The sequence below is a fragment of the Rhodococcus sp. 06-235-1A genome (genome assembly GCF_002258785.1).
In the GTDB taxonomy this organism is placed as follows: Bacteria; Actinomycetota; Actinomycetes; order Mycobacteriales; family Mycobacteriaceae; genus Rhodococcoides.
Genome location: NZ_NOYI01000024.1, coordinates 187800 through 200222 on the forward strand (window position 1 = coordinate 187800; position 12423 = coordinate 200222).

General features: G+C 64.3%; 13 protein-coding genes. 7 read left to right on the top strand and 6 right to left on the bottom strand.

Annotated features, from left to right (window positions below; genetic code table 11):
* Nucleotides 1–89 precede the first annotated feature (89 nt).
* A complete protein-coding gene (speB, locus tag CH275_RS23050) occupies nt 90–1049 on the top strand; it encodes an agmatinase (protein WP_094680539.1) in 960 nt (319 codons plus the stop codon).
* A 4-nt stretch (nt 1050–1053) separates the two neighbouring features.
* Here speB and CH275_RS23055 read toward each other — a convergent pair whose 3' ends face one another.
* Nucleotides 1054–1953 carry a universal stress protein gene (locus CH275_RS23055; protein WP_094680540.1) on the bottom strand — a complete coding sequence of 300 codons (900 nt, stop codon included), beginning with the start codon at nt 1951–1953 and terminating at the stop codon, nt 1054–1056.
* Nucleotides 1950–3392 (bottom strand): amino acid permease, encoded by a 1443-nt coding sequence (locus tag CH275_RS23060; RefSeq protein WP_094680541.1) that lies wholly within the window; start codon nt 3390–3392, stop codon nt 1950–1952. Before CH275_RS23060 ends, CH275_RS23055 begins: the two co-directional genes overlap by 4 nt.
* A 174-nt stretch (nt 3393–3566) precedes the next feature.
* On the opposite strand from CH275_RS23060, the gene CH275_RS23065 reads away from it, so the two are divergent.
* From CH275_RS23065 to CH275_RS23075, 4 genes are all read left to right on the top strand, one after another.
* Entirely contained in the window at nt 3567–4781 is a 1215-nt protein-coding gene (locus CH275_RS23065) for a PucR family transcriptional regulator (RefSeq protein ID WP_094680542.1), read from the top strand.
* Between the two features lie 223 nt (nt 4782–5004).
* Complete coding sequence (locus tag CH275_RS29635) at nt 5005–5160, top strand: hypothetical protein (RefSeq protein ID WP_179276297.1); 156 nt, start codon at nt 5005–5007, stop codon at nt 5158–5160.
* Entirely contained in the window at nt 5157–6224 is a 1068-nt protein-coding gene (locus CH275_RS23070; RefSeq protein ID WP_094680543.1) for a TerC family protein, read from the top strand. The genes CH275_RS29635 and CH275_RS23070 overlap by 4 nt, the downstream gene beginning before the upstream one ends.
* Nucleotides 6225–6301: 77 nt before the next feature.
* Nucleotides 6302–6850: a Dps family protein gene (locus tag CH275_RS23075; RefSeq protein WP_094680590.1), complete on the top strand. Its 549-nt coding sequence runs from the start codon at nt 6302–6304 to the stop codon at nt 6848–6850.
* 66 nt (nt 6851–6916) lie between these two features.
* Here CH275_RS23075 and CH275_RS23080 read toward each other — a convergent pair whose 3' ends face one another.
* Nucleotides 6917–7378 (bottom strand): hypothetical protein, encoded by a 462-nt coding sequence (locus CH275_RS23080; RefSeq protein ID WP_094680544.1) that lies wholly within the window; start codon nt 7376–7378, stop codon nt 6917–6919.
* Between the two features lie 117 nt (nt 7379–7495).
* Between CH275_RS23080 and CH275_RS23085 the strand changes: the two genes are divergently transcribed.
* Nucleotides 7496–7693, top strand: a complete 198-nt coding sequence (locus CH275_RS23085; protein ID WP_027496220.1) for a CsbD family protein — start codon at nt 7496–7498, stop codon at nt 7691–7693.
* A 95-nt stretch (nt 7694–7788) separates the two neighbouring features.
* Here CH275_RS23085 and CH275_RS23090 read toward each other — a convergent pair whose 3' ends face one another.
* Nucleotides 7789–8517, bottom strand: a complete 729-nt coding sequence (locus CH275_RS23090; protein WP_256991180.1) for an EAL domain-containing protein — start codon at nt 8515–8517, stop codon at nt 7789–7791.
* Nucleotides 8514–9770 carry a PucR family transcriptional regulator gene (locus CH275_RS23095; protein WP_143546861.1) on the bottom strand — a complete coding sequence of 419 codons (1257 nt, stop codon included), beginning with the start codon at nt 9768–9770 and terminating at the stop codon, nt 8514–8516. The genes CH275_RS23090 and CH275_RS23095 overlap by 4 nt, the downstream gene beginning before the upstream one ends.
* A gap of 355 nt (nt 9771–10125) precedes the next feature.
* Between CH275_RS23095 and CH275_RS23100 the strand changes: the two genes are divergently transcribed.
* A complete protein-coding gene (locus CH275_RS23100) occupies nt 10126–11313 on the top strand; it encodes an esterase/lipase family protein (protein ID WP_094680546.1) in 1188 nt (395 codons plus the stop codon).
* Nucleotides 11314–11400: 87 nt separating this feature from the next.
* Here CH275_RS23100 and CH275_RS23105 read toward each other — a convergent pair whose 3' ends face one another.
* Nucleotides 11401–12423, bottom strand: a complete 1023-nt coding sequence (locus CH275_RS23105; RefSeq protein WP_094680547.1) for an LLM class flavin-dependent oxidoreductase — start codon at nt 12421–12423, stop codon at nt 11401–11403.

Sequence of the window (12423 nt, forward strand, 5' to 3'; positions counted from 1 at the left end):
TGACAAGATCGAGCATCAGAGTAACGCTTGCCGGGCGAACTGGTCGACCCAACCGTGACCGGACTCCTCGACTTCGGAAGGACTTCTCGATGAACCCGAGCAATCCCGAGCACCCACCGATCGGTCCGGTCGACGCCACCAAGGTCCCCCGGTTCGCCGAGCCGACCACCTTCGCGCGGCTGCCCCGTCTCGACGAGGTCTCCCGCGCGGAAGTCACCATCCTCGGCGTCCCGTTCGATTCCGGCGTGAGTTACCGCCCGGGCGCACGTTTCGGCCCGGGCCACATCCGAGCGGCCTCGAAACTGCTGCGGCCCTACAACCCTGCGCTGAAGGTCTCGCCCTTCGCCCGTCAACAAGTCGCGGACTTCGGCGACATCGGGGTCAATCCGTTCGACATCACCGAGGCCCTGACCACGGTGCACGACGCGGTGACGGACCTGCGCGCCGACGGCTCGTCGGTTCTCACCCTCGGCGGTGACCACACCATTGCACTGCCGATCCTGCGTTCCCTCGCGCGCGACCACGGGCCGATAGCAGTGCTGCACTTCGATGCTCACCTCGACACGTGGGACACGTACTTCGGTGCTCCCTACACCCATGGCACCCCGTTCCGGCGAGCCAGCGAGGAGGGTCTGATCGACCTGGAACGCTCGCAGCACATCGGTATTCGCGGCCCGCTCTACAGCGAGCAGGATCTCGAGGACGATCGCGTACTCGGCTTCCAGGTGATTCGCTCCGACGACTACGAGGTCGACGGTGTGGCCAGCATCGTCGAGCGGATGCGCAGACGACTCGACGGAGGCCCGGTCTACGTCTCGGTCGACATCGACGTTCTCGACCCAGCACACGCTCCGGGCACCGGCACTCCCGAGGCCGGGGGCATGACTTCTCGCGAACTGTTGAACACCCTGCGCGGACTCGTCGGGCTGAACGTGGTCGGTGCCGACATCGTCGAGGTCGCGCCGGCATACGACCACGCCGAGATCACCGGAATCGCCGCGGCTCACGTGGCCTACGAACTGCTCTCGGTGCTGGCCCTCAACCGATAGAACGTCACCGACGCGGCAACACCAGAATCGGTACCGGTGAATGACGAATGATCTTCGTTGCCCGCGAACCGAGGAACACCCGAGCGATCGGCCCCAACGGTCCGGACGATCCGATGGTCAGCACTTCGCCGTCCTGCCAGTGCAGTTCGTCGAGGGCCTCGCGCCAACTCCCGGCCGAGGCCAACTCGGTTGTCACCTGTTCGGCCGGAAGTCCCACCGCGACAGCGTCGTCCACCGCAGCGGTGAGCGCCTCGCTCAGCCCGCGGGCGAGTTCGGCGGCAACGTCGTCCTCGGCTCGCAGTCCGATCTCGGGTGGGTACATCGTCGCCCCTCGAACGACGAAGGACGCCAATCGCAGTGGAATGCCCGCATCCCTGGCCAGTTCCGCGGTCGGTCCCACCACACGCGAGGCCTCGCTGTCGCCGGAGAACGCACAGGTGATCCGCGTCAGCGTCGCACGTTCACGCATGCGATAGCCGCGCGGAGCGAGCGCTACCGTCACCGGCGAGGAATGCAGGAGCTTGTCCGCGGTGGACCCGACGACAACTTGCCCGAGCGCGCCGTCGCCCGAGGAACCGAGCACCAGAACCGATGCCGAGAGGTTCTGTGCCGCTTCGGTCAACGCGGTCGACACCGAGCGATGCGCCAAGCGATGGAACGATGCGGTGATGTCCGGGGCCCGGTCCTCCAGGTAGTGCCGCGCCTTCGCCTCGGACTCGGCTGCCGTCGCCGCGGCCCAATCCGCGAACTCCGCATCGACGCGTGCCATCGACGGCGTGGACCACGGCTTGGGCACCACCGTCGCAACATCGATGTCGGTACCCGACGACCGCGCGAGTTGGGCACCGAGATCGAGGGCACCGACACTGCCTTTCCCCGGCGCGAAGGCGATCAGAACGCTCATTCCGCGTCCTTTCCAACCGATCGGAGCGCCGAATGATGCCGACCCCACAGGAAGTAGAACGCGAGAACCACGGCGAGCCAGAGCCCGAACCAGAACCACGTGGTCCACCGCAGACCCGACAGGATGTACACGCATGCGGCGACCGACAACACCGGCGTCACCGGATATCCCGGCACCTTGAACGGACGCTCCAGGTCCGGCATCGTCCGACGAAGCACGACCACTCCTACGGCCACGACGATGAACGCGACGAGAGTACCGATCGACACCAGATCGGCCAGCTTGTCGAGCGGAATGAACGCAGCGAGTATCGAGATGACTACCGCCACCACGATCGTGTTGTTGACCGGGGTGTGCGTGCGAGGACTGACTTTGGCAAACGCCTTCGGCAACATTCCGTCTCGGCCCATGGCGAACAGAATGCGAGTCTGCCCGTACATCGTCACCAGGGTCACTGAGAAGATCGAGATGACCGCGCCGGCAGCCAGAATAGTTGCCGGCCAGGCCTGCCCGGTGACATTGCGAAGAATCTCGGCCAAGCCGGCTTCCTCCTGACCGGCGAAGGCGGTCCACGGCTGCGTCCCCAGCGCTGCAACCGCGACCACGAGGTAGAAGACGATGACGACGATGAGCGCAGCAATGATGGCCCGAGGCATGGTCTTCTGCGGATTTTTCACCTCGTCGCCCGCGGTGGACACTGCGTCGAGTCCGATGAACGAGAAGAAGATGGTGCCTGCGGCCGCCGTGACACCGGCAGTACCCAGCGGCATGAAATCGGAGAAATTCCCTGAATCGAAGGCGGAGAATCCGACGACCGCGAACAGCGCGAGCACACCGAGTTTGATGACGACCATGACCGCGTTCACTGCAGCGGATTCACTGGCACCGCGGATGAGCAGCACGGCGCACAAGGCGATCAGAACCACAGCGGGCAGGTTCATGATGCCGGGGTCGGCGTCACCCGGTGCAGCGGACAACGCGTGCGGGATGGTGAAACCGAAGAGGTTGTTCAGCAGTTCGTTCAGATACCCGCTCCACCCCACGGCGACGGCGGCACTCGACACCCCGTATTCGAGCAGCAGACAGGCCGCGACCCCCATCGCGACCACCTCACCCATCGTCACGTAGGCGTACGAGTAGGTAGAGCCCGATACCGGCACTGCCGAGGCCATTTCGGCGTAGCAGATGGCGGCGAGGCCCGCCGCGATACCTGCTGCCAGGAACGAGAGCACCACCGCGGGACCGGCTTCCGGGACGGCGAGCGACAGCACGAAGAAGATGCCGGTGCCGATGGTGGCACCGACTCCGAACATCGTCAGCTGGAAGGTTCCGATGGTCCGTTCCAGCCCACCACTGCCCTCCTGATCCGGGTCGACGATCGGCTTCTTGCGGAGCAGCTGTGATCGCAGACTAGATGCGGGTCTGTTCGACGAAGTCATGGTCGGCTCCCAACGTGGAGGCGAACGAGCGGATCGGCTGATTGTGCTCCCAGATAGTGCCTGTCGCACATCGAACACGCCGCGAAATGTCTCGAACTACGCCACGACTCGTTTCGGGACTGCCACTGCGGTGCCTACCATTGACCTTCGATCGGATGGGAGACGAGCGAACACATGGCCACACAGGAGGGCGGGGCACGGCTCGACACCGTCGCCACGCTGGCTGCGTCGGACGCGGGCGGCCTCGACGTGGTGTACCTGGGCAACTTTCTCGACGTCCTCACCGACGCGGTGAACGCGGGCGTTCCGCTCAGACGACAACAGCTGCGGGCGTTCCGGGCGCAAGGTGACGCGGCCGCGCGTGCCGGAGTCGCTCTGCGCGCGCTGCTCGACCTCTATCTGTCCTCGGCATGGCGCCTGTGGCGAGAACTGCCTGCAGTGACCGCAGCTGCCGAGGATCCGGCCGGCGTCGTCACGGCGGGCGAGGTGATGTTGCGGGCCGTCGACGATGCAGTGGCCGAACTCGCCGAAGGGTTCCAACTCGCCCGTCGCACGCTCGTTCGTGCCGAGGTACTCGCCCGGCGCGAGTTCGTCGACGATCTGCTCTCCGGAACGTCCGACGTCGCCGGGGTACTCGGACGCGCCCAGACGTTCGGACTGGACCTGTCGAGTCCGCATGCGGTGGCAGTGGTCACGTCGAGCAAGCCGTTCACCGACGCGAGCTCGGCGATCGGACTCGTCGAGCGCAGCGTGCAGGGCAGCAAAGGTGACGCCGAGTTGCTCGTCGCAACCAAGCAGGGGCGGTTGATCCTGGTTTTCCCGGCACCCGACCGCGAGGCCGTCGAGCATGTACTCACCCATGCCTCACGTGTACTCGGGACGTCGACACTCACCCCGAGTGACTCCGTCGATCTTCGCCGTGACGGCGAGTACGGCAGGACGCAAATCGGTGTCGGTCGCCCACGCGGCGGAGCTGCAGGCGTCGCCGCGTCGTACCGGGAGGCGCTCGATGCCCTGGAACTCGCCGCCTCGCTCGGGCTCGATACGCCGATGGTCGATGCTCGTGATCTGCTCGTCTATCGGGTTCTCATCAGCGATCGGGCTGCCATCGCCGATCTGGTCGACACGTTGTTGACTCCGCTGCTCGTCGCCCGCGGGGGTGCAGGTCCGCTACTGGAGACCTTGCAGGTGTATTTCGACACCGGCGCGAACTCTGCGTCCACAGCGAGACGCATGCATCTTTCTGTGAGGGCGGTCACATACAGATTGTCGCGAATACATGATTTGACCGGTCAAGATGTGGGCAATCCCGTCGAGGCATTTGCGCTGCATACAGCCGTACTCGGTGCCATGCTGCTCGACTGGCCTGGCGGTCGCGTGCCGTCCTGACAGGTACAGTCGACCAAGTTGCCGGATTCCGGCAAAGAATTCCGGCGAAACATGTCCGCAAAACGACCCTGCCTGCACGAAACTGAACAGTCACACTGGAGTAGTCGCGGTCGGACCCACTAGGCGTGGAGCCCCGCGGAAGACCCACGATTCCCGTCGAGCAGAACGCTCGGCCAGAACGCCACCGGATCAGACGTACGAGAACGTAAGGAGCATGTGACAGATGTCGTCGTTGACACAGAAGTTGACATCGTTCGCTCGCAGCCCGCAGGGCAAGAAGATGATCGATCAAGCCCGCCGGTATGCGACCAAGCCGGAGAATCAGGCGAAGTTGAAGCAACTCGGAAGCAAGTTCACCGGTAAGGGTGGTCGTTCATGAACGTCGTCCCGTGGTGGGCATGGGCGGCCTTCGGTGCCGTCGTCCTCATCCTGCTGGCAATCGACCTGCTGGCGCACCGCGGTGCCCACATCATCGGCTTCAAGGAGGCCGCGTGGTGGAGCGCCCTGTGGGTCGGCGTGGCCATCGTCTTCGGCATCGTCGTGTTCTTCACGCTCGGCACAACGGCAGGCGTCGAATACACGACGGCATGGTTGCTGGAGAAGAGTCTGTCCGTCGACAACCTGTTCGTCTTCGCGCTGATCTTCGGCTACTTCAAGGTTCCCCGTGAGTACCAGCATCGCGTGTTGTTCTTCGGTGTCATCGGTGCCCTCGTCTTCCGTGCCATCTTCTTGGCCGCCGGTGTGGCGATCGTCAGCAAGTTCGCTGCCGTTCTGTTCGTCTTCGCAGCCATCCTTCTCTACAGCGCGTACAAGCTGATGAAGGACGAGGACGACTCGTACGACCCCGGCACCTCCATCGCAGTGCGCTTGCTCAAGAAGATCGTCCCCGTCCAGGACGAGTACTCCGGTACCAAGTTCTTCGTCAAGGAAGCAGGCAAGCGGGTGGCCACGCCGCTTCTCGCCGTCGTGGTGGCGATCGAGGCCGCCGACCTGGTGTTCGCAGTCGACAGCGTTCCTGCTGTTCTGGCGGTGACCGACGACCCGTTCATCGTGTATTCCTCGAATGCGTTCGCCATCCTCGGACTGCGTGCCCTGTACTTCTTGCTCGCAGGGTTGCTCGAGAAGTTCCACTACCTGTCCAAGGGACTGGCAATCATTCTTGCCTTCATCGGCGTCAAGCTGATCCTGCAGGCCGGACACAAGGTGATCAGCACGTCGATCCCCGAGATCCCGTCCCTGGTCAGCCTGGTGGTCATCGTCGTGGTCCTGGCAGGATCGATCATCCTGAGCCTGAAGAATCCCCCGGAGGAAGACGCCGCCGACGCGATCGACAAGGCCGCGGCCGACAGTCCGATCGTCGATCCGACGGACGGAACATCCACCGCCGGCACCTCGTCGACGGGAACGTCGGGCACGGATTCACCGAGACTCGACAAGTCCTAGTACCGCACGACACATGCCCCGCCGATCTCTTCGGCGGGGCATGTTTGTGTTCCGGGGCGTTGGGGCAAACACTGATCATGGCTGAAAAGAACTCGTACACCGTTCCCGGACTCACCTCGGAAAAGGGCGCGCGCGTCGCCGAGATCTTGCAAGATCGACTGAACGCGTACAACGACCTACACCTGACCCTCAAGCACATTCACTGGAATGTCGTCGGACCCAACTTCATCTCTGTGCACGAGATGCTCGACCCGCAGGTCGAAGCGGTTCGCGGTTTCGCCGACGACGTCGCCGAGCGCATCGCAACCCTCGGCTCCTCGGCCAAGGGCACGCCCGGCACCATCGTCTCCGAGCGCAGCTGGGACGACTACTCGATCGGACGCGCGACGGCCATCGAGCACCTCGGAGCTCTCGATCTCGTCTACACCGGCGTGATCGAGACCACCCGTAAGAACATCGACGAGGTCGGCGAGATCGACCCCATCACCGAGGACATGCTCATCGGCCAAAGTGCCCAGCTCGAACTGTTCCACTGGTTCGTCCGCGCACACCTGGAGAACTCCGGCGGTCAGCTGTCCACCGCGAGCGCGTCCACCGAGGTAGACGCGGCCATTCAGGCAGGCTAGACCTTCTCGACCACAACACCGACCTCGCCGTTACCGGCGGGGTCGGTGTTTTTCGTCCGGGCGAGGTCAGTCGGTCGGCCTGGCCTCGTGCCCGCGGCGGCCGTGCGTACGACGCTGCTCTTTCATCTCTGCCTCGAAGATGTGACGGCGACCGTCGAGCAATTCGTCTCGCACCGCCCGCTCGTGTTCGCGCAGAGGACTCCAGTAGCCGTCGTCGAATTCCTCGACGAGCTGGAACGTCCAGCGTCCGGGCGCGATGTTCCTGCCTATCATGTCGTCGCCGATTCGCTGCGCGATCGCGTTGTGGTCGGCTTCGGCGAGTGCCTCGACGGCTTCCCCGAGCAGCAGGTCGGAGTGACCCATCAGTTGGTGGAACGAATAAAGGTGCCCGCGGGCCCGCTCGACGCATTCGAGTGCCTCGGACATCTTGCCCACTGCGGCCACGGTCGCGTCGTCCACACCGCTCGGACGCCGATGCTCCGGAGACGGTGTCTCGTGGGCGGGCTGGGCGTCGGTATCTGAGTTCATGGTCGACGGTTACCCGGATCGCATCTGTACAACCGCACGCACAACGGGGATTACCGCGTCCGATCGTGGGTATAGCTCTCTGCGAACAGGCACGACAATCTATTTCGAGGAGTTCACATGGCTGATTTCATCGACAAGGCAAAGCACAAGGCCGAAGAGCTGGTGGGCGAAGCCAAGGAAAAGATCGGCCACAAGACCGACAACGACGATCTTGCTGCCGAAGGCGCAAAGGATCAGGCCTCGGGCAAGACCAAGCAGGTCGGCGACGACGTCTCGGACGCCGCAGGCAACATCAAGGACAAGTTCACCAACTGATCGATTCGATCGGCCGAACAGGACCCCGCACCCAGGCTCTTCAGCCACTGGAGGGTGCGGGGTTCTCGGCTTCTCCGACCCATCTCGGATCGCCCTCAGATCGGCGGATTGGGGAGCGGCATCGGACGGCCGAACAGCCATCCCTGCCCCAGAGTCGCACCCAGTGACATCGCGCGGCGCAAGTGTCGACGAGTCTCGATCCCTTCGGCCAACAGGACCGCGTCGCTCGTGCGCACGTACGCTCGCACCTGCCGCATGGCGGCGCGCGAACGGAACGGCGACCGGACGATCGAGGCGTCGAGTTTGACGATGTCCGGGGCGACCGCGGCGAGCAGCTCCAGCGTTGCCGGAGTGGCCCCGACGTCGTCCATGGCCACTGCTATTCCGCGAGCGCGAGCACCTCGAACCAGGGCCAACAGCAACGGCACGTTCCGATCGAGATCCCGTTCGGTGATCTCCAGAACCACGTCGAGGTCATCGCCGATCGCATCGAGGTGGGCGTCGACATCCCGCTCGTCGACGAAGCAGCCCGGTTCGATGTTGAGAAAGAACCGCACCCGACGCGAGTACGCGCGCTCGCGCGCCGCCCGTAGCGCGGCCGCTCGACATGCGACGTCGACGCGGCCCACCATCCCGCGCTCACGGGCGAGGGCGAACACGTCCTCGGGAACTGCCAGACTCGGCGACGGCCATCTGGCCAGCGCCTCGTACCCGACAACGGCCTCCGTGGACAGGTCGACGACGGGTTGGAACAGTGCGGCCACCGACTCCACCGAATCGAGCGCAGCCGACGCTGCCAGTACCGCGCCGTCCGATACGGTCACAGCTTTCGCTCGTCCACCGGAGCACGCCGTGCTTCGAGGCGGTCGGCGATCAGAGCAGCGTGCAGTCGGCGCAGCCCGGACGGCTTCATCGGATCCAGTCCGGTGAGCTGCTCTACTCGTTTGAGGCGGTAATCGACGGTATTGGGGTGCACCGTCAGCCAGGTTGCCGTCTTCTTACGGTTGGAGTCCGAGTCGACGAAGGCGTGCAGCGTCGGCAACAGATCGACCGAATCCCGCAGCGGATCGATCAGTGTCACGAGGTGCTTGCGCCCCAGGCCAGGCCTGCTCACCTGGTACTCGAACACCAGATCCGAGATCCGGTACGTCCCCGGCGCGTACCGCAACCGGCGCACGAGACTCAGCAACTCGTACAGGTGGGATGCAGTTGTGGAGATGTCGTCGATCTCCACCGATGCGGTGGTTGCGGTGATCGCGATCTGGCCCGCATCGGCGAGACGATCGACCAGTACGTCGACGTCGACGCCGGGGATGTCGGGTAGCAGGACCGTTCCACCGGTGGCGCTGATGGACGCGATCGGCGCACAGTCTGCGTCGAAGGTTGCCAGCGCGGCGTGGATTCGCCGGAGTTTCCGAGCCGCCATCATCGTCGCATCGGTCCTCCGGACACCTTCGTCGGCGTGGGCCGGGAAGTGCAGGGCCAGCACGTGATAGTCCTCGGCGAGCAGCGCGCCCATACGATCGGCGATCTTGCGTGCCGTACCGTCGCCGGTCAGCAACGCGTCGAGCAGTTCGACGTCGTGATGTGGCCCGTTCTGAGTCAGCGTGCGGAATTCCGCCAGGTAGGCGTCGGACACGGATTCGGTGACGGCGTCGAGCAACTCCATGATCAGGACAGTGCTGTCGACCATCTCTCCGTCGGTACCGTCGTCAGCCGAGCGCGGCGAGTTTCGCAATCCCATCGCGCAGCCTTCGTTGATCGCGTGCTGGATCTGTCCGAGCGGAACGCCGTCGCGTGCCCATCGGGTGGCCGCATCGCGGAAGATGTCCAACGCTCCGGGAATCGGTTGCCTCCCGGATTCGAGGACTCCCGTCGCCAGTTCGCAGCAGGTGGTCGTCATGTCGTCGAGCTCACCGCGGGCACAGTCGCGCGGCGGTGGAGTGTCCTCGGGCTCTCCGATGTACTGGTCCAACATCCGGGCCGCCGTCTCCCGGGGCGTCCGCAAACGATCGGATGCACGTCGCCCGCCCACGTAATCCTCCTGTGGCACGTGCACGCTCTCTGTCGCGGTCACCCAACTCCACCCCTCGAACTCGAAACCTGCTTCAGGTTTTTCTGTCGTATCGACTCGACACCATCCGGCTGCGGCATCGAACCCCCGTCCGTCGCTCCACTACCCCGCGCTGAACCACCGCGCGAAGAAGCGAACACACGAACCGTAGAACAAAAATCAAACCTACGGATTGTTTTCGACAATATATCCGGCAACTCATCCTGAATCGAGCGCCCCGAGTCACTTGTGACGCCCTCTCACAAATGACGCAGCGGTTGCAGGCAGATTCCAAACGCCAGGCCGGACGCCGCAATCGACCGAAATCCGCGCTTACTGTTCCGACTTGTCCAACTACCCTCGTCGAAAGTCAGGCTCCATGACCACTTCTCGGTCCACTTTCCGCGCAACGCGGAAGGCCACCACGGTGCGCGCTGCGATGATCGCGGCAATGGCGTGCTCGCTTGCCCTCGGTACCGGTGTTGCAGCACAGGCCCAGCCCGCTACCGCTCCAGCTCCGCCCGCCACCGTGCAGGGCGACGACGTCATCCCGCCCGCACCGACCGAGGCGTCACCGAAGGCCTCCGACCAGGGCATCGTTCCCCCGAGTCTCGATTCCGCCCTTCCTGCGACCAGTACCTACGACCCGAAGACCGAGACGAAGGGTTACGGGCCGGCATTCACCAACTTCCTCGCCGGATTCCTGTACAGCGTCGTCAATCCCGACGTGGCACCGCAGGGCGCCAACGACTGGAACTGCAAGCCTTCGGCAGCGCATCCTCGCCCGGTCGTGCTGTTGCACGGCACCTGGGAGAACGCCTTCAACAACTTCGCACGGATGTCGCCTGCGCTGAAGAAGGAGGGCTACTGCATCTTCGCCCTGAACTACGGTGACACGGACTCCAGCGCCATCGGTCACATCAAGTCGCTGCGCGGCACGGACTCCGTAGCCTCGAGCGCCAAGGAAATCGCTACCTACGTCGACGCAGTGCGCGCCGCCACCGGCTCCGCTCAGGTCGACATCGTCGGTCACTCGCAGGGTGGGCTCGTCACCCGTCAGTACCTTCGCTTCGAGGGCGGTGCCAATCTGGCCGACCCCACGAAGAACAAGGTGAACACCGTCGTCAGCGTCGCCGGCTCGAACCACGGCACCACCCTGGTCGGAATCGGAACGCTCGGTCGCACCATCAACAACCTGGGTCTGAACGTGCTCGGCGTCGTCGGTGCCATCGCCGGCCCCGCGGCCTCGGATCAGGTCATCGATTCTCCGCTGGTGAAGGCCCTGGCAGTGGGCGGTGACACCGACCCCGGTATCAAGTACACCGTGATCGGCACCAAGTACGACGAGGTGGTCACCCCCTACAAGACGACGTTCCTCACCGCAGGCCCCGGCGCCACGGTCAACAACGTCACCCTGCAGGACGGCTGCGGAATCGACCTGTCCGACCATCTGTCGATCTCGGTCTCGCCGCGCGCGATCGGTATCGTGAAGAACGCACTGGATCCGAAGGGCTTCCCCACGAAGTCGATCCCGTGTGCATACAACTCGCCCATCACCGGCGGCTGATCACCGGTTAGAGCACTGTCCCGGTGAGGGCGATCGGCCGTACGGCCGATCGCCCTCACTGCTGTTCGGACTCACTGTTGTTCGGACTCACTGCTGTGCGGGCTCCCAGCCGAGGGCCGGACCCAGTTTCTGCGCCATGTCGGTGAGAATCTGCACGTAGTCCTCGTGCTCGAAGCTGAACGGCAATGCGAACGCCACCTCGTCCACCTCACGAAACGAGTTGTTGGCGTACAGCTGTTCGGCGATCCGATCCGAGGTACCGACCAGGTCGGGCGCGAACATCATGCGGGCCGGGCCCTGCGGCTCGTGCGTTCGCGCCGATCGCCCCCGGGCGTACTCCTCGTACTTGGCGATCTGAGCGGCACTGGCGCTGTCGGTCGGAATCACCACCAGTCCCTGCGACACCCTCGCATCGCGCCCCGCCGGGTGGAACTCGCGGAACCGTCTGATGTGGGAGAGCTGAATCTCGTCGAACTCGGTCGATTCCTCGGCTCGCACCACACTGCTCACCAGAAGATTCATCTCGTTCTCACCCGCCCACTGCGCCGAACGAAGGCTTGCGCCGCCGTACCACATCCGACTACGCAGGCCTGGCGAATACGGTTGCACCCGATGGGAATACGACTCGATCCCCTCGGTTCCGGACCAGGTCGACGCCGGCTCACCCGAAACGAAACCGAGCAACCTCGATACCCGTCCGTACCCGAAATCCTCCTCGTTCGCGGTGTCGGGATACAGCGAATGCCGAACGCGATCGAACTGCATCGGAGGCCCCACACTGACGCCGGGATTGATCCGTCCACCCGAGAGCACATCGACCGTCGCCAGATCCTCTGCCAAGCGCAGTGGATTCTCCCAACCCAACGGAGTCACCGCGGTGCCGAGTGCTATCCGGTCGGTACGCTGTGACGCCGCAGCCATCACCGCGATGGGTGACGAGATTCCGAACTGCAAGTGCCGGTGTCGAAGCCATGCACTGTCGAAGCCCAGCCGCTCGCCGAGCTCGATGATGTTCAGCGTCGATTCGTGCCCCTGTGCGGGATCGGCCTCGTCGAACAACCCGATCGTGAGGAACCCGAGCGAACGTAGCGGTCGAGAAGGCTGGGGCAC